This is a genomic window from Azonexus sp. (genome assembly GCF_030824335.1).
Taxonomy (GTDB): Bacteria; Pseudomonadota; Gammaproteobacteria; order Burkholderiales; family Rhodocyclaceae; genus Azonexus.
In genome coordinates this window covers 285,731-307,481 of the sequence record NZ_JAVBXX010000003.1, presented here as the reverse complement: position 1 = coordinate 307,481, position 21,751 = coordinate 285,731, and the positions used below count along the sequence as shown (strand labels likewise).

Annotated in this window: 21 protein-coding genes; 9 read left to right on the top strand and 12 right to left on the bottom strand. The window is 57.8% G+C overall.

Annotation, left to right across the window (positions count from 1 at the left end):
- Positions 1 to 152 precede the first annotated feature (152 nt).
- Entirely contained in the window at positions 153 to 797 is a 645-nt protein-coding gene (locus tag RCI20_RS01340) for a hypothetical protein (protein ID WP_306602678.1), read from the bottom strand.
- Positions 798 to 918: 121 nt separating this feature from the next.
- Between RCI20_RS01340 and RCI20_RS01335 the strand changes: the two genes are divergently transcribed.
- From RCI20_RS01335 to RCI20_RS01320, 4 genes are all read left to right on the top strand, one after another.
- Positions 919 to 1,965, top strand: coding sequence for a hypothetical protein (locus tag RCI20_RS01335; protein WP_306602677.1), 1,047 nt, complete (start codon positions 919 to 921; stop codon positions 1,963 to 1,965).
- A 317-nt stretch (positions 1,966 to 2,282) separates the two neighbouring features.
- Positions 2,283 to 2,627 carry a hypothetical protein gene (locus RCI20_RS01330; RefSeq protein WP_306602676.1) on the top strand — a complete coding sequence of 115 codons (345 nt, stop codon included), beginning with the start codon at positions 2,283 to 2,285 and terminating at the stop codon, positions 2,625 to 2,627.
- Positions 2,628 to 2,994: 367 nt separating this feature from the next.
- The gene (locus tag RCI20_RS01325) at positions 2,995 to 3,888 is read left to right on the top strand and encodes a restriction endonuclease (protein WP_306602675.1); all 894 of its coding nucleotides are present in this window, start codon (positions 2,995 to 2,997) and stop codon (positions 3,886 to 3,888) included.
- 8 nt (positions 3,889 to 3,896) lie between these two features.
- Positions 3,897 to 4,907 (top strand): DUF3644 domain-containing protein, encoded by a 1,011-nt coding sequence (locus tag RCI20_RS01320; RefSeq protein ID WP_306602674.1) that lies wholly within the window; start codon positions 3,897 to 3,899, stop codon positions 4,905 to 4,907.
- Between the two features lie 629 nt (positions 4,908 to 5,536).
- Here RCI20_RS01320 and RCI20_RS01315 read toward each other — a convergent pair.
- Positions 5,537 to 6,211 carry a Bax inhibitor-1 family protein gene (locus RCI20_RS01315; protein WP_306602672.1) on the bottom strand — a complete coding sequence of 225 codons (675 nt, stop codon included), beginning with the start codon at positions 6,209 to 6,211 and terminating at the stop codon, positions 5,537 to 5,539.
- Positions 6,212 to 6,642: 431 nt separating this feature from the next.
- On the opposite strand from RCI20_RS01315, the gene RCI20_RS01310 reads away from it, so the two are divergent.
- The 4 genes from RCI20_RS01310 (at position 6,643) to RCI20_RS01295 (ending at position 9,561) form a co-directional block, all read left to right on the top strand.
- A complete protein-coding gene (locus tag RCI20_RS01310; RefSeq protein ID WP_306602670.1) occupies positions 6,643 to 7,128 on the top strand; it encodes a hypothetical protein in 486 nt (161 codons plus the stop codon).
- A gap of 166 nt (positions 7,129 to 7,294) precedes the next feature.
- A complete protein-coding gene (gene phaP, locus RCI20_RS01305; protein WP_306602669.1) occupies positions 7,295 to 7,849 on the top strand; it encodes a phasin family protein in 555 nt (184 codons plus the stop codon).
- A gap of 105 nt (positions 7,850 to 7,954) precedes the next feature.
- Entirely contained in the window at positions 7,955 to 8,434 is a 480-nt protein-coding gene (locus RCI20_RS01300; RefSeq protein WP_306602668.1) for a cyclic nucleotide-binding domain-containing protein, read from the top strand.
- The gene (locus tag RCI20_RS01295; RefSeq protein ID WP_306602667.1) at positions 8,431 to 9,561 is read left to right on the top strand and encodes an AI-2E family transporter; all 1,131 of its coding nucleotides are present in this window, start codon (positions 8,431 to 8,433) and stop codon (positions 9,559 to 9,561) included. The genes RCI20_RS01300 and RCI20_RS01295 overlap by 4 nt, the downstream gene beginning before the upstream one ends.
- A gap of 16 nt (positions 9,562 to 9,577) precedes the next feature.
- Here the strand turns inward: RCI20_RS01295 and RCI20_RS01290 are convergent, their stop codons facing one another.
- From RCI20_RS01290 to parC, 3 genes are all read right to left on the bottom strand, one after another.
- The gene (locus RCI20_RS01290; RefSeq protein WP_306602666.1) at positions 9,578 to 10,321 is read right to left on the bottom strand and encodes a class I SAM-dependent methyltransferase; all 744 of its coding nucleotides are present in this window, start codon (positions 10,319 to 10,321) and stop codon (positions 9,578 to 9,580) included.
- Between the two features lie 114 nt (positions 10,322 to 10,435).
- Positions 10,436 to 11,800, bottom strand: a complete 1,365-nt coding sequence (locus tag RCI20_RS01285; protein ID WP_306602665.1) for a TrpB-like pyridoxal phosphate-dependent enzyme — start codon at positions 11,798 to 11,800, stop codon at positions 10,436 to 10,438.
- Between the two features lie 145 nt (positions 11,801 to 11,945).
- On the bottom strand, positions 11,946 to 14,273 hold the full coding sequence (parC, locus tag RCI20_RS01280; RefSeq protein ID WP_306602664.1) for a DNA topoisomerase IV subunit A: 2,328 nt from the start codon (positions 14,271 to 14,273) through the stop codon (positions 11,946 to 11,948).
- Between the two features lie 168 nt (positions 14,274 to 14,441).
- Between parC and RCI20_RS01275 the strand changes: the two genes are divergently transcribed.
- Entirely contained in the window at positions 14,442 to 15,800 is a 1,359-nt protein-coding gene (locus RCI20_RS01275; protein WP_306602663.1) for a sodium-dependent transporter, read from the top strand.
- 134 nt (positions 15,801 to 15,934) lie between these two features.
- On the opposite strand, the gene RCI20_RS01270 is transcribed toward RCI20_RS01275, so the two are convergent.
- From RCI20_RS01270 to RCI20_RS01240, 7 genes are all read right to left on the bottom strand, one after another.
- Complete coding sequence (locus RCI20_RS01270; protein ID WP_306602662.1) at positions 15,935 to 16,240, bottom strand: cupin; 306 nt, start codon at positions 16,238 to 16,240, stop codon at positions 15,935 to 15,937.
- A 62-nt stretch (positions 16,241 to 16,302) separates the two neighbouring features.
- On the bottom strand, positions 16,303 to 18,177 hold the full coding sequence (locus RCI20_RS01265) for a radical SAM protein (RefSeq protein ID WP_306602692.1): 1,875 nt from the start codon (positions 18,175 to 18,177) through the stop codon (positions 16,303 to 16,305).
- Between the two features lie 260 nt (positions 18,178 to 18,437).
- A complete protein-coding gene (locus RCI20_RS01260; RefSeq protein WP_306602661.1) occupies positions 18,438 to 19,304 on the bottom strand; it encodes a hypothetical protein in 867 nt (288 codons plus the stop codon).
- 65 nt (positions 19,305 to 19,369) lie between these two features.
- Entirely contained in the window at positions 19,370 to 19,594 is a 225-nt protein-coding gene (locus tag RCI20_RS01255) for a hypothetical protein (protein ID WP_306602660.1), read from the bottom strand.
- Positions 19,595 to 19,688: 94 nt separating this feature from the next.
- Positions 19,689 to 19,934, bottom strand: coding sequence for a biotin/lipoyl-containing protein (locus RCI20_RS01250; RefSeq protein WP_306602658.1), 246 nt, complete (start codon positions 19,932 to 19,934; stop codon positions 19,689 to 19,691).
- A 32-nt stretch (positions 19,935 to 19,966) separates the two neighbouring features.
- Positions 19,967 to 20,857 carry a patatin-like phospholipase family protein gene (locus RCI20_RS01245; RefSeq protein WP_306602657.1) on the bottom strand — a complete coding sequence of 297 codons (891 nt, stop codon included), beginning with the start codon at positions 20,855 to 20,857 and terminating at the stop codon, positions 19,967 to 19,969.
- A gap of 1 nt (position 20,858) precedes the next feature.
- Entirely contained in the window at positions 20,859 to 21,695 is an 837-nt protein-coding gene (locus RCI20_RS01240; RefSeq protein WP_306602656.1) for a PA4780 family RIO1-like protein kinase, read from the bottom strand.
- Positions 21,696 to 21,751: the final 56 nt, after the last annotated feature.

Genomic DNA, 21,751 nt, shown 5'->3' with positions numbered 1-21,751 from the left:
TGAGCTGTGTTTTCAATGCCGACGGGCACTGCTACTCTACGTCGTTCGCAATTTGGGTTTAGATGATGTTTCGGGGAAGAACCCGAAGGCCCAGCAAATCATCCTGCGTAATCGGTCAGAAATTGAGGCGTTCTTGCCTCATTCAAGCTAAGTCACGACTGATTGATAATCGGAAGCACGTCCACGAAATCTCTGTGCATCTGCCGTACCGGTCCCATGTTCTCGGGCCTCCCTGTCAAAATGGATTGGAGCTGTGCTGTCAGCGCGACTACGGCGTTCGAGTTTCGAATGACGTCGTAAATCAGTTGGGCTGGATACCCCGTTATCTTGCGGGATAGCGGGTGTAGTCCCCCGTGAGCGTAGCTGTTCATCGCTTTCCAGGTGACCTCTTTGTACTCTCGCAATTGAGCAACGATGCCGGCCGGTGCCTTCGGATTAGCTTCCAACTGCTTAAGCATCTCCGCCAGTCCCTCTCCTTCATTTGCACGTTTGGCGTTTTCCATCGTGAGGGGTTCGGAGAGCTTGTTTACCCAATTGTCGCTGGCGGTATGCAATAACCAGACTCCGCGGACGAGGCTTTCGAACTGGGGGCGGGTCAGTGCTATAGCCGAAGAAAACAGTCCTTGGTCGAATAAAACCAAGGCACTGACCGCATGTTCCAGCGATAGTAGTCCGGACTGAAAAGCAATGACGAAGCGCTGGTCGGGGGCTGGGAGTAGCGATTGGACATGGCGCTGGACCGCCGTGTGGAATTGGGCTGTTCGGTCGAGAAGCTTATGGAGTTTTTCTTCGGTCATTGGTAGTAATGCGAAATGCAAGCAATTTGCATATTATCCGAGTTGCTGAACCGTCTCACGTTTGCACTGACCTGCCGGAATCAAATTCAATATATCGATGCGATGAATCCGCCTCTTCTCTATGGAAAAACCCGAAAAGCCTGTTGACCGGGAAACGCTGTACAACGAGGTCTGGACTGACCCGGTCATTGTTGTCGCTCCGCGTTATGGCCTTTCTGATGTAGGGCTTGCCAAGATTTGCCGAGCCCTTGTCATTCCTTTGCCCAGTCGGGGCTATTGGGCGAAGGTCAAGGCTGGCCGAATCATGAATCGGGCGCCACTTCCCAAGTTGAAGCAACAAGGGCAGGTTGCCACTGGGCTAGTGAAGCTTCCTCCAGAAAAAGCTGCCATCCGCGAGGCTGCAAGGCAGTCTGCAGCGAAGATTCGGAAAGAAACTCCCCCGTTACCGGGGCCCGAGGAGCTTTTCTCATCATTGCCTCCTCATCCGTTGGTTCGGGCTGCCTCAAAGCGATTGCGGCAGAGAGATGGTTGGCCCGAAAACACCCAACTTCGCACGGCACCGAAAGAGGTGCTGAATCTCTCCGTAACACGTGAGTCAATTGACCGGGCCCTCGATATTGTCGATGCACTGTTGAAGGAGGTAATCAAGCGGGGATTCGACATTGAGGTTGATGGTGAACGGGGAGTGACACTTCTGAAATGGATTGAAACCGGAACCACGCTTGAGTTCGCCTTGACCGAGTACATCCGGCGAACCCGCCATGAACGAACAGCAGCAGAGGAACGGGCTCAGAAACGGTATTGGGACCGTTCTCGATGGGACCATTCGGCTACCTTCCCGCATGTGCCCATGTATGACTACACCCCGACGGGGATACTCACTATTCAAATTGGACGGTGGCCTTCGAGAACGTGGAAAGACACTCCGAAGACGCAACTTCAAAATCGTCTAGCGGAGGTGATTGGCGGTATCGTCGCGCTTGCTCAAGACACGCATGCGAAAGAAGTCGAGGAAGCCCGTCGTAAAGAGGCTCACCGGCTTGCCGTTGAACGTTTTGAGTTTTTGACCAAACGGCGTGCTGATGAAGCTGAGCGCTTCAAGCACCTTGAGGCCTCAGCCACCGATGGGAGCGTGCAGCCCGACTGCGTGTGTTCGCTGACGCGGTAGAGGCTGAGGCAAGGTCGAGTGGAGGCCTGTCTCAGGAACAACTGGATTGGCTTGCATGGGTAAGAGGCAAGGCCGACTGGCTGGACCCACTTATCCAAGTCTCCGACCCGATTCTCGATGCGCCAGAGCCAAAACGGCCTGGTTATTGGTAGGGCATTGCCGGGGCGCTGATGTGTCGTAACGGCAGGGCCGATGGCGGTTCTTTAGCAGTCTTTCGGCTGGTGGTGCCGTCACTGAAAGGCCGCCCACAAAACAGTAGCAAATCTACTTCAACTTTGATGAACTAGCGGTACCTTGATGTACTGGAGTGAATTGCCATGACAACCATAACTCTTCCAGATGATTTTCCCCGTGGTGCACCAATGGGCGCAGTTCCTGGGGTGCAAGCCAAATTACTTGCACGCTGCATTGACGGACGGTATGTGGTTGGCTGGACGGAAGAGGAGCTTCGAGAACAATACGAAAATTGCGAGGACCTCGTCGAGCAACTTGTCCTGTATTGCCAGCGCAAGGAACACGAGAATCCCGAATGGAGCCGCGAATTTAATCTCGAGCGGATGGCCAAGGGGGTAGGCAAGAAAGTCAATACAGGCGAGTGGGATATCACCGTTGATGAGCTGGCCTGGATGTTAGACAGAATCAGAACGATACTGGGTTGGTAGTGACAGGTAGGCGCGCGGCCGCTGTGCAGCTTAGTGAGGTTTTTCGCTCCGTTCGCGTCACGCGCTGAAGACGCCTGTGCTCACGGCACTACGCTCTCTGTGTTGGTGCTTTGGGTTCGCCTACCTCTTCAGAGGGGCGGCTCGGTGTCGCTGATGTCACTGGGCCTGCTTGCGCCGGCGCCGCTCGTTTTGGCAGGCCGGGTTCGAACAGAATTGCTGGTTTTTTGCTTGAGGCCACGGCGTAAATGAATTGCCGCATGCCTTGCATCGTCTGGATGTCAATGCTTTCTCCGAGTATTAAGGAGACTGCAATGCACTACCTCTGAGGGTTGCGGGCAAACGCACTCGGTACTCAAACCCGAAATCGATGCTTGCTGTTGGCATTCCGCGGGATGCAAAATGCATCCTTTATCTCAAAACAACAATCCGCATGGCCCGCAAAAAATCATCTGTTCTCGATGACCTGGTCGATATTGCCGCTCAACTTCCGTGGAAGGCAGGTGTTGGATTGGCCGTTGTCGCCTATTTCATCCTGCACTACTTTGCGACCCGGGTACCTCTCACCATGAACCCGGCCGAGCTGAAAGCATTGGGCAAAACAGTGGGGGACTCCGTCACACACGGGGTCGGAACCATGCTGGCCAGTGTATTGCAGTACATTGTCCCGCTCGCTTTCCTGGTCGGCGCTTTCATCTCGTTCTCGCGGCAGCGCCGCCAGTCAGAACTCCATGCCCAGGTGGCGACCGACCCGGCAGCCGATGCACTAGAGAAGATGAGCTGGCGGGAGTTTGAAGGGTTGGTGGCAGAGACCTTCCGTCGGCAAGGCTATCGCGTGGTGGAACGCGGTGGCGATGGTCCGGATGGCGGTGTCGACCTCGAGCTTCACATGGGGAGCGACAAATATCTGGTGCAGTGCAAGCAATGGAAATCGCATAAGGTCGGCGTGGCCACGGTCCGGGAGCTTTATGGCGTGATGACGGCCGAACGCGCTGTCGGCGCATTTGTAGTGGCCTCCGGTGCCTTCACAGACGAGGCAAAGAGCTTTGCTGATGGCCGGGCCATCAAATTATTCGATGCCAGAAAACTTCGTTCCATGATTGGCCAGGTTCCCAGTCCCATCACCGCACCGGAACAGACAATGCCGGCCTGTCCGAAGTGTGGCAGTGAGATGGTGCGGCGGACTGCCAAGAAGGGGGCCAACGCCGGCAATCAGTTTTGGGGGTGTTCGCGGTTTCCCAGTTGCACTGGGATTCGGAGCTAGGAGTATCGATGAAGCCTAGGTCCAGAAATCTCCTGAGCAAGGCAGTAGATGCGCTGATTGCAGCGATAGAAATCTACAACAAGCCTGTGTTCCAGTATCGAGAAGAAACCTTTGCCATTCTCGCCATCAATGCGTGGGAGCTTCTAGTTAAGGCACGTTTACTGCAATTGGCTGGCAACAAAATGGCTGCCATCTTGGAGTACGAGCGCCGCAAAAAGGCCGATGGTGAATATTCGGAAAAGGCGTACCGGCGTCGGAACAAGGCTGGCAATGTGGTCACCGTCGGCCTATTCAAGGCCATCGAGCGTCTGAATTCAAGCTATGGTGCTGCCGTCGAATTGCCAATCCGACAGAATTTGGAGGCCTTGTCGGAGATTCGGGACAATGCGGTGCATTTTGCTAACAAGGACCTGGCATTTGCTAAAGCATTCCATGAAATTAGCTCGGCTACCGTAGCAAATTTCGTGCAGGCCGCACGAATCTGGTTTGGTGATGACCTATCCGGACAACGCATGTTTTTAATGCCATTAGCGTTTGTCTCAGGCGTTAACACTGTCCCCGGCCTCTGTATGAATGGGGAAGAGCGTCATCTGGCAAAGTATCTTGAAGCGATGAAGGCTAACGATTCCGGCCATGATGGTGATTTTTCTGTGGCGTTGACCGTTGAAGTTGCTTTGAAGCGGAGCAAGGATGGGGCTAGTAATGTATTCAGTGTTTCTAATCATCCATCAGCATTGCCGATACGACTGGATGAGGCTGATATTCGTGAGACTTACCCTTGGGAGTACAAGACCCTGACCCAACGTCTCCGCCTGAGGTATGAAAACTTCAAGGAAAACGTTCGCTACCACCAAATCCGTAAGGCGCTTGAGGGCGATAGTCGTTTCTGTAGGGAGCGCCTACTTGACCCTCTCAAGCCAGATGGTACGAAGAAAAAATTCTACAACTCAAACATATTGCGAGAATTTGACCCTCATTACGTCAGGCGCAAAAAGCCTGTGAATCCAGAAACGGCATAGGGCCTGAGGGTAAAAGCATGAAGCCCATGTCGCTGAACATGGGCTTCGTAAATCTTGGACCTTGGCACTCACGGCCGAGGCAACCGGCTTGTCACCGTTTGGGTACTACTCGGTCATCTTGTCGAACTGCGGCGGATTTTCAGTCATGCTGCCTCCAATCGCGTTGTTCCTGAAGGGCCTAACCAACTGCCTGTCAGGCTTCGATTCCAGATTACTCTTCCAGATGGAAAAGTCTACTGCCGGAAAGAATAACAGTCCGCTCCTTGGTGACCAGCCCTGGTCAGCCATATGCAAATCATCATGCCCGAGCTCGAAAAACATTCATGAATTTCGAGAAACCTTCATAAATCGCCAATTTCAGGTAACCCACTCGAAAAACGTTAACTCCTAACTCCTCCAGTAGGTGGTGACGCCACTGTAAGTTAGGGCGGGTATAGCCTGAAAAGTACGACCAGACACAGCTTCGGAAAATATTTTCAGCCGGAACTACTGCCAAGGGATGTCGTGCAACTGCGATTCGCTGCCACCTGGGTTCTCCAGTTGCTTGGCGTCCTCGTGTTGAACAGAAAAAAGTGCTTTCCCGAGTTGCTCAATTGCAACCAGCCAAGGGATAGCTTCGGAGAACTGCGTTAGTCGTTGCTGGAGAAGCCGAGAAGTTGCAGCACCGAAAGGAATAGATTCAGCACATTCAGGTACATGCTTACCGCAGCCATCACATAGTTGTCTTCTTCCCCGCGCACCAGACGGCTGGTGTCGTACAGGATGAAGCCTGAGAACAGTAGCGCTGCAACAGCCGATACACCAGCCTGCATGGCTGGGACAAACATCGCTGCAATGCTAGCTAGGATGACGACAATCAGGCCAGCGAACAGGAAGCCACCCATGCGGGAGAAATCCTTGCCGGTTTTATGGACGTAAGCCGTCAGGACCAAGGTGACCGCAGTGGTTATCACGGCTGCGGTCAGCACTGTGCTGCTGCCGCCAGGCATGTTGATGTAGTGGGTTAGCGTCGGGCCGAGACCTAGGCCGCTGAGGGCGGTGAAGGTGAGCATGGCCGGCACGGCTGCCGCCGTATTCCGTTTCTTGTGCAGATAGAACAGCGGCACCAGGCCGAGCAGGGTAAATACGATACCGGCCAGCGGGCCAAAACCGGCCAGCATGCTGATACCTGCGCCTACGCCGGCAACAGCAGTTGAAAGAGCGAGCAGTTGGTAGGTATTGCGAATGACGCGATTGGTGTCGGGCGCCGCAAACGTGCCAAATTCGGTTTTGCTCAGGTCGATAACGCGTGCTTCAGTGCGCATGGTGGTTTGTTCCTCCTGTAGTATGTGACGCCACTATAAGTCGGGGTCCGTTACCAAGAAATCAATCTGCTTCTGAATGTCGCTTCGTAAAATTCGAATTTGTGGTTAGTGTTTGTAAGGTTTTATTTGGTTCTAGTTAGCCAATGGCTCTATCTGAGTGCTTCAAGGTCGGAAAGTCATTGAATTTTCGTAGATATTTTTTGGCCAAGAATTGCTTTATTTCGTCACGATTGGCCAAGATATGCTTTTCAGTGCGCTGGAGACCATCGTTTTCAGGGAGTTTTGGAGTGTTTTTGTGGGGCCAGAGGCATGCTTCAGCGGCCTTCTTGGTCAGTTAATGCTTTATTTCGGGACATGAAACGATTAACGGCACAGTAACGCTCTGCGGGTTTTTTGTTGGGCGTGAAATGGGTGGAGGAAGCGATATGCGAGTGAAGAATATTCTTGTCAGCCTCTCCTTTGTCCTGTTTGCCGCAGCCAGTTATGCTCAGGTTGCGCCATTCGCCCCGTACTCCAGCTGTAAGGATCAGGTCCAGCCTCAGTGTTTCGACAGCAAGAAAAGTATGCTGATGAAATATTATGCCTCGGAAATCGATATCGTCGAGGAAAAGGCCAGACGCTTGCGCTATTACGATCTGGTTACCGACGCAGAAACCAAATTTGTGATCGATGCCAGAATGGCTGCAGCAAAAGAGCAGCAATTAGCGCTTGATGCTGCGACTCCTGCACTGCGGACGAGGCATCTTGAGAATGCAAAGCGGGAGCAGGTCTGGGCCGACAAACTCTCCCGAAAATTTGTCGGTGGCACACCGGAAACGCATCGTGAGCATCGAAACATTGGTCGTAACGAGATTGAAACAAAGTTCGACGAAGATCTCCGCGTATTTCGGGAATACCGCGCTGAAACCTGGCGCTGAGTGCGACTGGATTTATCTTTGAAAGCTGTAGTTTTCAAGAAAATGTTGCACTGCACAAATAAGGCTTGACACCGCAGATTGGGCGAATAGAATAGAGCCATGCTGCACCGCAACATTTATCTGACGCGGTTCCCGTTCTAATTCCCTCATCCTCTGGAGATTATCCATGTTCACCAAAACCGAAGACTTCACCAAGCCGGGTTTCAACGCCGTCCTGTCCTTTGCCAACACTACATTCGATGGTATCGAACGTCTGGCCGTGCTGAATCTGGCCGCTTCCCGCTCCATGTTCGAAGCGTATGCTTCGAACATCAATGCACTGCTCGGCGTCAAGGACATCAAGACCTTCGTCGAACTGCAAAAGGGTATTGCCGCGCCGTCGCTGGAAAAGGGCATGGAATACTCGCGTAATGTCATCGCCATTGCCAGCGACGCCAAGGACAAGATTGCCAAGGAAGTTGAAGTGCATGTTGCTGACACCAATGCCAAGGTTTCCGGCATGGTGGAAAAGGCGCTGGCATCTGCACCGGCTGGTTCCGAAGTGGCTGTTGCAGCCGTGAAGACCGCCATCAAGTCGGCCAACGAAGCTTTTGACGGCCTGAACAAGGTTGCCAAGCAGGCTGCTGAAGTTGCCGAAGCCAGCGTGACCGCTGCAACCCAGGCAACCATGAAGGCGGCCAATGTTGTTGCACCGAAGGCTGTTGCCAAAAAAGTTGCCTGATACGTTCTTCGTGTCAGCATGAAAACCGGGGCCATGTGCCCCGGTTTTTGTTTGTGGGGTAGCCGCTGCGCTAAAATTGCGCACTGTTTTCAACGGGGATATTTCATGAAATGGCTGGGTGGCAAAGGCGATGTTGCGAAGGGCGAGCATCAACTTGCCAAAACCGAGTTGTTTCGCGATCTGAGCAAGCGGGATTTCCGGGTCATCGATGCCTTTGTTCAGGAACGCCATTTCATGGCCGGCGAAGTGATTTTTGATGCCGGCGAGGATGGACAGGCCCTTTACGTCGTGATCAGCGGCAAAGTGGCGATCTGTTTGCCGGAACGCTTTGCAACACCGCTGGCTGAGTTGTCGGCGGGTGATTTCTTTGGTGAACTTGGTTTGCTTGACGATAGCCCGCGCTCGGCTCAAGCCCGGGCACTCGAGCCTGTCGTGCTGGTCGTCTTGTCGCGGACTGATTTCGAACGCCTGATGAACTCCCACGCCCGCATTGCCTCGCGTATTGCGCTACAACTGGCACGGCACATGGGTTTGCGGTTGCGCCAGATGCTGGCCGCCTCGTCAAACGGCAAAGATTCCTCATGAAACTGGCCGGCTTGCCTTATCGGGCTGGGCCGTTGGTCTGGGCAGCAAATATCGCTGCGACCTGCCTGGTCCTTTTCCTGTTCCAGAAAATTCTCTGGCTGGTCGTGCCGTTTATCCTGGCGCTGATCATTTATTACGTACTGATGCCGCTCAAACTGCACCTGTTGTTGCGTGGTGTTTCGCACGATCGTGCCGCGGCCTGGGTCAGCCTGCTGGCTTTCGGCTTTTTCCTGCTTGGCGCTATTTTGGGTTTTTCATACCTGTTTGGCGATGCCATGGGTTGGCAGGCATCGGCCATGCGTTATCTTGGCGGCGGCATACGCTTGCTGACCGGGGCGATCAGCGATCTGGAGCAACGCTTCGGTTTCATCGCCGAGTCGCAGGCGCGCGAGATGCTGGAAATTCAGTTGGGCGGATTTTTCGAACATTTTGCCGAGACATATATCCCCGGTATCGCGCTGGGCATTGTGGCCTGGTCGCCGTCGTTATTACTCGCCCCATTTCTGGCCTTTTTCATGCTGCGCGACGGCTGGCGTTTCCGTCGCTTCCTGCTGCGTGCCGTACCGAATGCGTATTTCGAGCGCAGTTTGTATGTCATGGACGAGGTTGACCGCACGGCGCGCCTCTATTTTGTCGGGCTGATGCAATTGACACTGCTCGACACCGTTTGTCTGGCACTGGGTTTATCGGCTATCGGGATTTCCGGCGCGCTGACCCTGGGCTTGGCGACGGCTGTGCTGGCCTGGGTGCCGTACATTGGCTCGGTGCTTGGCTGTCTGCTGGTCGTGCTGGTTGCAGCGACCGATTTCCCCGGTCAGCCAGGCGTTGCCTATGCAGCGATAGTGCTCTTTCTTTTCGTCCGTCTACTCGACGATTTCGTCTTCATGCCGCTGACTATCGGCAAGAGCCTGAAGATGCATCCGCTGCTGACGGTACTGATGATTTTTGTCGGTGGGGCGGTAGCCGGTGTGCCGGGGCTGATGCTGGTGCTGCCGGTACTGGGCGTGATCATGGTGGTTGGCGAAACGCTTGGCATGTTGCTCACCGATCCCCGGTTGCGCGCCCGCTATGCGCACGAGCAGGTTTTGCGCCAGCAACTGGTGACGCGCGATCTGAAACTGGATTAGCGAGCCGACTGTTCGGTCAGCGGGGTTTTTGCAGCAGGTCGACGCGCTGTGGCGAATGGAAAGTCGCTCCTTCCGTCGTCAAATGGGTGGCAAATCGCTGTTGCACGGCGGCATAAGTTTCCGCAGACAGGCTGTGATTGCTGTGGGTGACCTGGATCATGCGCTGCGCGAAAGCAGCAAAGTCATCGAAATGGCTGCGCGTCTGGAAAAAATATTGTCTGGCGAGCGTCAGCCGGCCATCGCTGACGGCCTTGTTCAATGCCGCGAAAGCGGCTTCGCGGACGATTTCTTCGTCGTTGAACAGGCGCATGATTTCGTTCAGTTCGCCGGCAAAGACGGGCTCGGATATCCAGGCCAGGCCGCCGGGTTTGAGTACGCGGGCGATTTCGGATAAGGCCTGATCCATCAGCGCGACGGGGACGTGGTGCAGCGATTTGAACATGATGACGATGTCCACGCTGGCCTCATCGGCCGGAATGGCTTCGGCACCGGCGTGCAGGAAGCGGACGGTTGGCAGATCGGTGATTTCCAGGTGGCGGGCATGCTGGATGGTATCCACCTCAAGCGCCAGGATTTCCCGGCAACGCCCGGTTTCTGCCAGCGTGCGCGTTTTTTCTGCCTTGCCGCAGCCGAGTTCGACAACGCGTGCGCCGTCGAAGGGCAGCTCGTCCAGCATCAGGCGGACTTCATTGACGATGGTGGTTTGGGTCGGGTCGGCGATTTTCATGTTCTCGGTCAGGGTGGCGTTATTTATTAGCATACGATTATATGTCCACTGCTCTCTGCCCGTGATGTTCATGAAAAACGGAACCTTGCGGGTTCCGTTTTTGGGCCATTTCTGCGGTCGACCGCAGAATTTCGATCATTTTCCGGCTTAGCCGACCTTGGGCAAGTGCTTCAGCGATTCGACGATGGCTTCGGCCGGGTAGTCGTAATCTTCAAGCTGGCCGGAGAAATATTTGTCGTATGAGGCCATGTCGAAATGGCCGTGGCCGGTCAGGCAGAACAAAATTGTCTTGGCTTCCCCGGTCGCCTTGCATTTCAGCGCTTCGTCGATTGCGGCACGGATGGCGTGGCAGGATTCCGGTGCCGGGATGATGCCCTCGGCGCGGGCGAACTGCACGCCGGCTTCGAAGGTTGCGACCTGCGGCACGGCAACGGCTTCGAGCAATTTTTCGTGAAACAGTTGCGAAACCAGCGGCGAATCGCCGTGGTAGCGCAGGCCGCCAGCGTGGATGCCGGGCGGCATGAAGTCATGGCCCAGGGTGTACATCTTCATGATCGGCGTGTAGCCGGAAGCGTCGCCGTAGTCGTAGGTGTAGGCGCCTTTGGTCAGGGTCGGGCAAGAGGTCGGCTCGACGGCGACGCAGCGCAGATTTTTTGCGCGCGGGTCGCTAGCCGCCTGATCGGCGAGGAAGGGGAAGGCGATGCCGCCGAAGCTGGAACCGCCGCCGCAAGGGCCAAAAATCACGTCCGGGTAGAGGCCGATCTTGTCGAACTGCTTTTTCGCTTCCAGACCGATGATGCTCTGGTGCAGCACGACATGGTTCAGCACCGAGCCCAGCGTGTAGCAGGTGTTTGGGTCGGCGGCGGCTTCTTCCACCGCCTCGGAAATCGCCAGACCCAACGAACCCTGACAGTTCGGATCGTTCTCCAGGGCGGCCCGGCCGGCGTTGGTCAGCTTGGTTGGGCTGGCGAACACTTCGGCGCCCCAGGTCTGCATCATCGAGCGGCGGAAGGGCTTCTGCTGATAGCTGACATTGACCATGAAGACGCGCACCGGCAGGCCGAACATCTGGCCGGCATAGGCAATCGACGAACCCCATTGGCCGGCACCGGTTTCGGTCGTCAGTTTCTTGGTACCCGCAAGTTTGTTGTAGAAGGCCTGTGGTACGGCGGAGTTCGGTTTGTGCGAACCGGCTGGCGAGACGCCTTCATACTTGAAAAAGATTTTGGCTGGCGTGCCCAGCATCTGTTCCAGGCGCAGCGCGCGGCAGAGTGGGGCGGGGCGCCATTGGGCGTAGATCTGGCGGACTTCTTCAGGAATCGGAATCCAGCGCTCGGCGCTCATTTCCTGCTCGATGATCGGATCGGGAAAGATCGCTCCCATCGCTTCTGGTGGTACCGGCTGGCCATCCGGCCCGAGCGGCAGGGCGGGCGGTGTCGGCAGGTCGGCGACGACGTTGTACCAGTGGGTCGGAATCTCGTCCTGTTCGAGATTGATGCGTAGCGGTGTCATGTGTTCTCCCTGAATTTGTTTTTTTGAAGGCCGATAAATTACCCGAAATGCCGGTGCTGACCAAGCGCAGCAATCGGCTGTGAGTCGGGGTAAATATTGCGGTCGACTGGCTTTTTTGGTCTTTTTTCCGGTCGACCGCAGAATTCTATTTGCGCGGCGCTTTCACCGGCTTGCCCTTGCCGCCGCGATTGCCGCGGCAGACTTCCAGGCGTTCGCCCTTGAGCTTGCCGGCAACGCCATTGAGCACGGGTTCGATGGCATCCAGCGCCGTCTTGCCCGGTGCCGCGTCGATCAGCTTGAGGCCGCGGCCCTTGGCGAGCAGGCGGATTTCTTCGAGCGGGAAGACCAGCGCCCGGCCGTCCTTGGTGAATACTGCGATCTCGCCGTCGGCCGGGGCCGGCTGGAAGATGGCCGGCGATTCGCCCTCGTCCAGCGTAAGGAAGGCCTTGCCGGCCTTGCCGCGCGAGATGAAGTCCTCGCCCTTGACGCGGAAGCCATAGCCGCCTTCGCCGGCGACCAGGTACAGCTTGTCGGCGGAAACCGGCCAGGCGAGCACCGTCTTGCCGCCATCCTGGAAATCGACCAGCGAGGTGGCCGGCACGCCGTCGCCCTTGCCGCCGGGAATGTCGGACGCAGCAATCGAATAAGCGCGGCCCTTGGTGTCGAGCAGGATCAGTTGATCGACCGTGCGGCAGGGCAGGCAGGCGAGCAGGCTGTCGCCGGAGCGGAAGGTCAGTTGCGTCGGATCGACGCTGTGGCCGGTACGCGAACGCAGCCAGCCGTGTTTCGAGACGATCAGCGTGGTCGGTTCGTCCGGGATGGAGACGTTCTTGGCGTCAGACATCGTCACTTTGGCGTCGGCTTCGATCAGCGTGCGCCGGTCGTCGCCGTATTTCTTGGCGTCGGCCTCGATTTCGGCGGCGACGCAGGCGCGCAGTTCGCTTTCCGAATCGAGCAGCTTGTTTAGGCCGGCGGCTTCTTCGCGCAGTTTCGCCAGCTCTTCGCCGATCTTGATGCCTTCCAGTCGTGCCAACTGGCGCAGGCGAATTTCCAGGATGTCTTCAGCCTGGATGTCGGACAGCTTGAAGTGGGCAATCAGGTCGGCCTTCGGATCGTCCGATTCGCGGATGACCTTGATCACCTTGTCGATGTCGAGCAGGATCGCCTGCCGGCCTTCGAGGATGTGGATGCGTCGTTCGGCGGCGGCCAAGCGGTGGCGAGTGCGTTTTTCCACGGTCGACAGCCGGAAACGGCACCATTCCGCGATCATGTCATAGAGCGTGCCCTGGCGCGGCGAACTGGTCAGTCCGAGCACGGTCAGGTTGATCGAGGCGTTCGTCTCCAGACTGGTGTGGGCGAGCAGCAGACGCACCAGATCGTCCTGCCCCTGGCGCGAACTGGCTGGTTCGATGACCAGTCGCACGTCGTGTTCCTTGCCCGATTCATCGCGCACGCCAGACTCGGAAATGGCCGACAGGAAGGCCGCCTTCAAATTGAGTTGTTCCGGCGTGAAGACTTTCTTGCCGGCCTTTTCCTTGGCCACCGGGTTGGAGCAGGCTTCGATTTCCGACATCACCGTGGCGGTGGAAACGCCCGGCGGCAGTTCGGTAATGACGAGGCGCCACTGGCCGCGTGCCAGGGCTTCGATCTTCCATTTGGCGCGCACGCGCAGGCTGCCGCGACCGCTCTTGTAGGTGGCAGCGATTTCTTCGGGCGTTGAGATGATCTGTGCGCCGCCCGGGTAATCCGGGCCGGGCACCAATGCCAGGACTTCGTCTTCGCTGAAATCCGGGTTGCGGATCAGGTTGACCGCAGCATTGGCGATTTCGCGCAGGTTGTGCGACGGGATTTCGGTCGCCATGCCGACGGCGATGCCGGAGGCGCCGTTGAGCAGCGCGAAGGGCAGGCGGGCCGGGAGCAGGCAGGGCTCGTCATTGACGCCGTCGTAGTTCGGTTTCCAGTCGACGGTGCCTTCGTCGAGTTCGGCCAGCAGCAGTTCGGCGATCGGTGTCAGCCGGGTTTCCGTGTAGCGCATGGCGGCGGCGTTGTCGCCATCGCGCGAGCCGAAGTTGCCCTGGCCGTCGACCACCGGGTAGCGCAGGCTCCAGTCCTGCGCCATGCGCACCATGGCGTCGTAGACCGACGAATCGCCGTGCGGGTGGTATTTACCGATGACGTCGCCGACGACGCGCGCCGATTTGACGTGCTTCGGGCTCTTGTACAGGCCCATCCGGTGCATGGCGTAGAGGATGCGGCGCTGTACCGGCTTCTGGCCGTCGGCATTCGACGGCAGCGCGCGGCCGGTGACCACGCTCATCGCGTACTCAAGGTAGCGGCGGGCGGCGTAGTCGGCGGGCGAGGGGATGTCATCGGCCGGGCCGCTGGCGGCGGGCGGCAGCGGCGGCTGTTGGGCATCGCCGGCTTCGGCGGCGGTCGGGTTGTTCGGATCGAAGAGGTTGAGCTGGTCAGTCATGGCAATCGGCAATTGGCGGCAAGCGAGCGCGATGTTAACCGATTTGTCCTGGCGGCGACTCCTGCCCTAGGTGAAATCCCTAGCTACGGTGCTTCAACCGGCCGCGTAGAATCGCGGACTTTTCCGAAAAGACCGGGTTGCTCCGGCAATCAATTAAAGGTGAGCAGAATGTCTGAACACGTGCAAACGGCACGCGCCCACTGGTCGGGTCGCTGGGCCTTTTTCCTGGTCACCGTCGGTTCGGCGGTCGGCCTTGGCAACATCTGGAAATTCCCCTACATGACCGGCAGCAACGGCGGCAGTGCCTTCGTGCTGGTTTACCTGTGCTGCATCCTCGGCATCGGCGTGCCGCTGCTGATGGCCGAAAGCATGCTCGGCCGGCGCGGCCAGGGCAGCCCGGTCGGCAGCATGCGTCTGCTCGCCGACGAAGCCGGCGCCACCCGGCTGTGGCAGGTGATCGGCTACATCGGCATCGTCGGCGCCTTCCTCATCCTGTCGTTCTACAGCGTCGTTGCCGGCTGGGTGCTTGACTACACCTGGCAGGCCGCCGAAGGCTTCAAGGCGCTGCCCAAGGAAGCCTTCGCCGAGGCCTTCGGCGCGCTGCTCGCCAGCCCGGGCCGGCTGATTTTCTGGCACACCGTGTTCATGGCGATGTCGGCACTGGTCGTGCTCGGCGGCGTCACCGGCGGCATCGAGCGCGCCAACAAGATCATGATGCCGGCGTTGTTCGGCATCCTCGTCTTCCTCGTCGGCTACGGCGCGGTGGCGGCAGACCTGCCGGCAGCCTGGCGCTTCCTGTTCCATTTCGACCCGTCGGCGATCAACCGCGGTGTCCTCTTCGCCGCCATGGGCCACGCCTTCTTCACGCTAAGCCTGGGCATGGGCGCGATCATCACCTACGGCTCCTACCTCGAGCGCGACGTCTCGATCCCGCGCACCGGCCTGGCCATCGCCGGCGCCGACACGCTGGTCGCACTGCTCGCCGGCCTCGCCATCTTCTCCATCGTTTTCGCCCAGGGCCTCGAGCCGGCGGCCGGTCCCGGCCTGATCCTGCAGACGTTGCCGCTGGCCTTCTCGCAGATGCCGGGCGGCCATGCCGTCGGCCTGCTGTTTTTCGTGCTGGTCGTTTTTGCCGCCTGGACCTCGGCGATCTCGCTGCTCGAGCCGGGCGTTTCGCTGCTCAATGAGCGTTTCAGCATGGGCCGCAAGCAGGCAGTCGTTGTGCTGTGCTGCGGCGTCTGGCTGCTCGGCATCGCGGTCGCGCTGTCGTTCAACGACTGGAGCGGCTTCACGCTGTTCGGCTTGGGCCTGTTCGACTTCCTCGATACGCTGACGACCAAGATCATGATGCCGCTGGCTGGTTTGTTGATCGCCTTGTTTGCCGGCTGGACGATGAAGCGTGCTCACGTGTTCGATGAAATCGGCCTGAGTGGCGGGGTATTCACGCTGTGGTTCAACGTTGTCCGCTATGTTTCGCCGGTGGCAATCGTGATCATCTTCCTCAACGTCATTGGGGTGATCGGCTAAGCCGTAGCGGGCAAGCTACGGGAGCAGGCTCAGGAGGTCGCCGATATGTTCCTGTTCCAACCGGCTTCGGGCTTGCCAGCGGTTGGCGCACAGGTAGTCATCGGCTGAACGCTCTAAATCGGGAAAGCTGGCCGTCAGGCTCGATAGAAAATGGCCAGCCAGATTGTCGTCTGGTCCGGCGCCGTCCAGTCCACGCGATGCCGGCGATGCGGCGCGATATCGAGATGGTCGCCGGCACGCAGGTGACGGGCTTTTGCTTCGTCGGCAAAACGCAACTGCGCTTCCCCCTGCAACAAAACAACCCATTCGCCCTCGTCCTGGTCGTACCAGAAATCGGGCGGACTACATTGGCCGGTGGAGATGATGCGTTCGATGCGCAGGCCCGGGCGGGCGAGCAGTTCGCTGAATTGTTCGCTGTTTTGCTCAATTTCTGCGGCCATAGAAACAGAGGCTGGCCCTAGGGGCGACGGCGATAAATCGGCAAAAAGGTTGGTGTTTGGCGTCATGGCCTGCTGAGTTCGGCATTGAGTGCACGGGAAATGAAGTGTCGGGCAACCCGTGGCCGCGGCACCTTGCAGTCGAACCAGTTGCGCACATCGTCATCAAGCCCGATGCCGTGCATGTAGTTGTATAGTGCCTTGTTCAGTGCACGTCCCAGAGTGCTGTGGTCGACCCCCGTTGGATCGATGAATTGCACATCATTTTTGGCAAACTTGCCCGGGGGTAAAGGCTGCAGGCGAATGCCGTATTCGGCTGGATTCTGGCCAACCGGCGAATGCACCGTGCAGGAGAAGCGGTGGAAGTAGCCGGACTGGATGCAGCCTTCGGCGAAAAGCTGGCGCACGTATTCCAGCGCGTCGACGGTGTCGTGCTGGGTTTGCGTCGGGAAACCGTACATCAGGTAGGCGTGGACGAGAATGCCGGCATCCGTGAAAGCGCGGGTGACGCGGGCTACCTGATCGACCGAGACGCCTTTTTTCATCAATTCCAGCAGGCGGTCGGAGGCCACTTCCAGGCCACCGGAAATGGCGATACAGCCGCTGTCGGCCAGTTGCAAGCAGAGTTCCGGGGTGAACGATTTTTCGAAACGGATGTTGCCCCACCAGGAAATGGCCAGGTTGCGTCGTTGCAGTTCCTCGGCCAGCGCGCGCAGGGCTTTGGGGGGGGCTGCTTCGTCGACAAAATGGAAGCCGGTGTGGCCGGTTTCGTCGATGATGCGCTCGATGCGGTCAACCAGCGTGCTGGCGCTGGCGGCTTCGTAACGCGAAATGTAATCGAGGCTGACGTCGCAAAAACTGCATTTCTTCCAGTAGCAGCCGTGGGCTACGGTGAGCTTGTTCCAATGGCCGTCCGACCACAGTCGGTGCATCGGATTGAGCATGTCGAGCAGCGACAGGTAGCGGTCCAGCGGCAAGCCATCCCAGGTCGGCGTGCCGACTTCTTCGAAGGGGATGTCGGGTTCTTGCGCATTGAAGTAACGGACTTCACCATCGACGCGGCTAAAGGTGCGCACCAGATTGAGTCGTGGGCGCTCGCCGGCCAAATGTTCGAACAGCGCGAGCAGCGGCTTTTCGCCATCATCAAGCGTGACGTAATCGAAATAGTCGAAAACGCGCGGCTCGGCCAGCTCGCGCAATTCGGTATTGACGTAACCGCCGCCCAGCACAGTGACGATGTGTGGGTATTTTCGTTTCACTGTTTGCGCGATGCGAAACGCGGCATAGACCGAACCGGGGAAAGGTACGGAAATGAGCAAAATGCCTGGATTATTGCGGTCGACCGTGGAAATCGTCAGTTTTTCCAAGGTTTCGTCGACCAGCGTCTTGGCTGCAGCGAGTGCGCTGGCCAGCGGATTGAAACTGGCCTGGCTTTGCGCCAGCGACTCGGCATAGCGGACGAATTCGAAGCGTGTATCGACCGCCTCGCGCAAGACATCGGCCAGGTCGTTGAGATACAGCGTGGCCAAATGGCGTGCCCGGTCCTGTACGCCGAGCGCGCCGAAAGCCCAGGCCAGTGGATCGCCGCCATCTTCGTCAATGTAATTGTCGAGCGAAGCAAAGCGCGGCCCTTCAGGCAGGAAGGCCCGCGAGCCGATGCGATGTGCCATTGACGTATCCCGGCCTTGCAGGAACGCAATGGCCGGGCCAATGCTGGCGAGGTAGCGGTTGAATTCGTTGAGGAAAGTTTTGATCGTCGGCGAGCGCTTCTTGCCGGGAATCGCTTCGGCGGCCACCTTGAGCTTGGGTAAACCGGCCGGAGAAAGCAACTCAAGTACCAATGCCAGCGCCAGATCGGCCTGTTCCGCGACAAAACCGCGCGAACGCAGGAAGCCGGTCAGATAGGCGGTGGCCGGGTAGGGCGTGTTGAGCTGCGTCATCGGCGGGATGATCGACAGGATGCGTGGCGATCCGGCATGAGGCGGGCTGATGTTGCCGGGCGCGCGGCCAATTTCGATGGGTGGCGCGACGGAAGGGGCGGCGCAGGAAGGAGCGGAGGTCATGGCCGGCAGTTTACCTGTGGATGCGCCGTCTGGCGTCAGCGCGTCGTGATTTTGCCTCGTGATCAAGCGGGTACGTTGACGTAAAAAGGGTGGTCATGAGTTCATGACCACCCTTGATGGTGTGCTGCAGCGATGAATCAGGCGCCGCGAATGACGCTCTGCTGTTTCGAGTACTGCTCGACGGCTCGTTGGGCGCCGTAGGAGATGGCTTCATCGACCGAACTGAAACGTTTCCTGTCCGAACGATTAGCTGCAGCGGTTTCACTTTGTGCGTTGGTCGAACCCGACTCGCTCGCGTTGTTTGTTTTAGTCGTAGACTGGGTGTCTGGCTTGTAAGCTACCCGCCCAGCGCCGTAGGCAGTTGCATTGTCAGCCGAATTGACCTGACGTCTTTCGGCACGGCTGCTCGTTGAAGACGCCGTTGTGCTGTCGGTGGATACAGTCGATTTATTCGAATTGGCTGACGCGGTGGCCGCAGAATTCGTTGCGGCATTGCTGGACGAGTTTGCCGTTGTGTTGTTGGCCGCATTGGCCGAATTTGCAGCATTGGCCGAGCGTACCTCACCATTCGCGCTGGCCGTTCTGGCTGCGGCGCGGGTATTCGCTTGTTCGGCTGCCCGGCTGGCACCGTAGGAAATGGCTTCATCAACCGAATTGAACTGACGGCGTTCAGGCCGTGCGTTGCCGGAAGACGCCGGGCTTGGCGTTGCCGATGTATTGGCCGACGAGGCTTTCGTGCTGTTCTCAGCCTGCAATCGAGCAATGCCTTCAGAACTCAAGCTGACCTTGGTCGAAGAAGTAGCTGGGCTAGCCTGATTCTGGCTACCGGAAACATTCTTTGACGCATTTTGAACACCCGCAGCCTCTGTTCCAGAGGTTTTCACCATTTTATCGGTGGCCTTCAGGCTATTCGTCGCATTGGCAAGCGAATTACTGAGGCCATTGGCGAGCTTTGCCCGGTAGGCTTCCTGAGTGGAACTACTCGAATTAACGGCGGTGGGCATTTTATTTACCTCGAATAAACAATTTGAAGGTCAAAGACACTTCGACGACTTAGTTGTACTTTAGGTCAATCCGGCCGCTTATGCAAAGGCAAAAGTGCATTTTCCCGGTTGGCTTGCTGACTTTGTGGTTTCTGGTGATCTTCTGGCTTTGTATTTTGATCGGGCTGGCGGAAAAACAACCAATAGGCGCCAGCGATGGCACCGATCAGGGGCAGTTCAAACAGGAAGGGATATTTCCAGGTAATGCTACCCAGAATGCTCAGCAAAACCAGATAGGCAATTATTTTCATGATCAGGAGTTCCTGTTGCCTGGGCGTCTTTCGCTGGCTGTCATTTGGCGATGTGGTGTCCGATAAGCTGACAGGCGGCGGTAGCAATCACGGTTCATTCACTTTCCAGTGTAAGCAGTGGCGCACCTTCGGCGACTTTGTCGCCCGCCGTCACATGTATTTCAAGAACTCGGCCGGCCCAGGGGGTGGGGATATCCAGCGCCACCTTGCCGGTTTCCAGCGTCAGGATATTGTCGTCCCGAGCCAGCAAGTCACCGATTTGTACCAGGATTTCCAGGATGAACACATCGCCGCTGGCACACGAACCGCAGCTTTCCCAGCATTCCGGGTATTTGGGCATGTGTACAGTATGCATTGCCACGGTCGACTGCCTCAGCGCCCCAGTTTTTGTTTGATCGCCGGTAACGCCACCAGTGCGGCGCGTTCGCCTTCAAGCATTGCGTCGTGGCGGGCGGTGAAGTCCCAGGATTTGACGTAGGGCAGCTTCGGCCGGATGACGATGTCAGCGCTGGCCAGTTCGTTCTTGCCGATGATGCTGCCCATGATCGTTGTGGTTTGCCACAGGATACTGCTCATGCTATCTACCGGCTGGCCTTCGGCAATGGCCGAAATATCGACGGCGATGACGAAGTCGGCGCCCATTTCGCGCGCTGCCTTAACCGGAATCGGGCTGCTCAGACCACCATCGACATAGTTTTTGCCATTGATCCGGGTGGGCTGAAAAACGCCGGGAACGGCGGCCGAAGCACGTACCGCCATGCCGGTATCGCCGTTGCGAAAGACCACGCGCTCACCGCTGTTCAGATCGGTGGCGACGGTACCGAAAGGAATGCGTAGTTTTTCCAGCGGTCGCCGGTTGAGATGTTGATTGATGAAATCCTGCAGCGCTTCGCCTTTCAGCAATCCGCGTCCGCCGAGTGTCCAGTCGGCAAAGAGGGTCTCGTCCAGTTGTTGGGCAATTTTCTGCATGGCGAAGGCATCGAAGCCGCCGGCGTACAGTGATCCGACGACAGCGCCGGCACTGGTGCCAACGATGTAGTCGGGCACGATGCCTTGCGATTCCAGCATCTTGATCACGCCGATGTGGGCAAAGCCGCGTGCTGCACCGCCTCCGAGGGCGAGGGCAATTTTTGCCTTGGCCGGTGGGTTGACCGCGATAATCAGCGGTTTGGCTGGCGGTGGCGAGGCGCAGCCGGTCAGCCAGAGCAAACCGGCGGTCAACAGGCTGCGGCGCAGCAGGGAGAGGGTGCGTATGCGGCTCACGTTAACGGCACATCCGGCGAATTTCATCTTCCCGGATCGCTTCTTCTACCTGGCGCAATACTGCTTCGACGTCGGCCGGGCTGTCATCGAGGACGACCTGGCCGCTCAGCACCTGATCGGGCCGCAAGTTGCCGCTTTCGTACAGGCTCCAGATTTCCTTGCCATATTGGGTATCTTTCAGCGACGGGGCAAAGGCGCTGAAATAGCTGCGCAGATTGATCACGTCGCGCTCCAGCATTTCGGCCGCCGTGCTGTTGGCCGACGCGTCGATGGCCTGCGGCAGGTCGATGATGACCGGGCCGTCTTCGGCAACGAGAATGTTGTATTCCGAAAGATCGCCGTGAATGATCCCGGCGCACAGCATGCGCACCACCTGGTTGACCAGCAGGGCGTGGTATTCCAGTGCGGTCGCCTCGCTCAACGCGACATCGTTGAGCCGCGGTGCCACATTGCCTTCCGCATCGGTGACCAGATCCATCAGCAGTACACCCTCGAAGCAGATGTGCGGCTGCGGCACCCGAACGCCAGCGTTGGCCAGCCGGTAAAGGGCATCAACTTCGGCGTTCTGCCAGGTTTCTTCCTGCATCTGGCGGCCGTAGCGACTGCCTTTTTCCATGGCCCGCGCTTGCCGGCTATTCTTCACCTTGCGGCCTTCCTGATAGGAAGCGGCCTTGCGGAAACTGCGCTGCTTGGCATCCTTGTATACCTTGGCGCAACGAATGTGCTCGCCGCAGCGAACGATATAGACGGTGGCTTCCTTGCCGCTCATTAACTGACCCAGGACTTCGTCAACCAGGCCTTCCTCAACGAGCGTGATGAGTCTTTTCGGTGTTTTCATGGGCGGACTCGATGGTATTTGGCGGGAGATGCTGGTGTGGCGGGATGATTTTGGTT

Bases quoted from the DNA above. Each gene is read 5' to 3' on its own strand.
- RCI20_RS01340 (WP_306602678.1), bottom strand. From the start codon at position 797: ATGACCGAAGAAAAACTCCATAAGCTTCTCGACCGAACAGCCCAATTC.
- RCI20_RS01335 (WP_306602677.1), top strand. From the start codon at position 919: ATGGAAAAACCCGAAAAGCCTGTTGACCGGGAAACGCTGTACAACGAG.
- RCI20_RS01330 (WP_306602676.1), top strand. From the start codon at position 2,283: ATGACAACCATAACTCTTCCAGATGATTTTCCCCGTGGTGCACCAATG.
- RCI20_RS01325 (WP_306602675.1), top strand. From the start codon at position 2,995: ATGCTTGCTGTTGGCATTCCGCGGGATGCAAAATGCATCCTTTATCTC.
- RCI20_RS01320 (WP_306602674.1), top strand. From the start codon at position 3,897: ATGAAGCCTAGGTCCAGAAATCTCCTGAGCAAGGCAGTAGATGCGCTG.
- RCI20_RS01315 (WP_306602672.1), bottom strand. From the start codon at position 6,211: ATGCGCACTGAAGCACGCGTTATCGACCTGAGCAAAACCGAATTTGGC.
- phaP (WP_306602669.1), top strand. From the start codon at position 7,295: ATGTTCACCAAAACCGAAGACTTCACCAAGCCGGGTTTCAACGCCGTC.
- RCI20_RS01300 (WP_306602668.1), top strand. From the start codon at position 7,955: ATGAAATGGCTGGGTGGCAAAGGCGATGTTGCGAAGGGCGAGCATCAA.
- RCI20_RS01295 (WP_306602667.1), top strand. From the start codon at position 8,431: ATGAAACTGGCCGGCTTGCCTTATCGGGCTGGGCCGTTGGTCTGGGCA.
- RCI20_RS01290 (WP_306602666.1), bottom strand. From the start codon at position 10,321: ATGCTAATAAATAACGCCACCCTGACCGAGAACATGAAAATCGCCGAC.
- RCI20_RS01285 (WP_306602665.1), bottom strand. From the start codon at position 11,800: ATGACACCGCTACGCATCAATCTCGAACAGGACGAGATTCCGACCCAC.
- parC (WP_306602664.1), bottom strand. From the start codon at position 14,273: ATGACTGACCAGCTCAACCTCTTCGATCCGAACAACCCGACCGCCGCC.
- RCI20_RS01275 (WP_306602663.1), top strand. From the start codon at position 14,442: ATGTCTGAACACGTGCAAACGGCACGCGCCCACTGGTCGGGTCGCTGG.
- RCI20_RS01270 (WP_306602662.1), bottom strand. From the start codon at position 16,240: ATGGCCGCAGAAATTGAGCAAAACAGCGAACAATTCAGCGAACTGCTC.
- RCI20_RS01265 (WP_306602692.1), bottom strand. From the start codon at position 18,177: ATGACGCAGCTCAACACGCCCTACCCGGCCACCGCCTATCTGACCGGC.
- RCI20_RS01260 (WP_306602661.1), bottom strand. From the start codon at position 19,304: ATGCCCACCGCCGTTAATTCGAGTAGTTCCACTCAGGAAGCCTACCGG.
- RCI20_RS01255 (WP_306602660.1), bottom strand. From the start codon at position 19,594: ATGAAAATAATTGCCTATCTGGTTTTGCTGAGCATTCTGGGTAGCATT.
- RCI20_RS01250 (WP_306602658.1), bottom strand. From the start codon at position 19,934: ATGCCCAAATACCCGGAATGCTGGGAAAGCTGCGGTTCGTGTGCCAGC.
- RCI20_RS01240 (WP_306602656.1), bottom strand. From the start codon at position 21,695: ATGAAAACACCGAAAAGACTCATCACGCTCGTTGAGGAAGGCCTGGTT.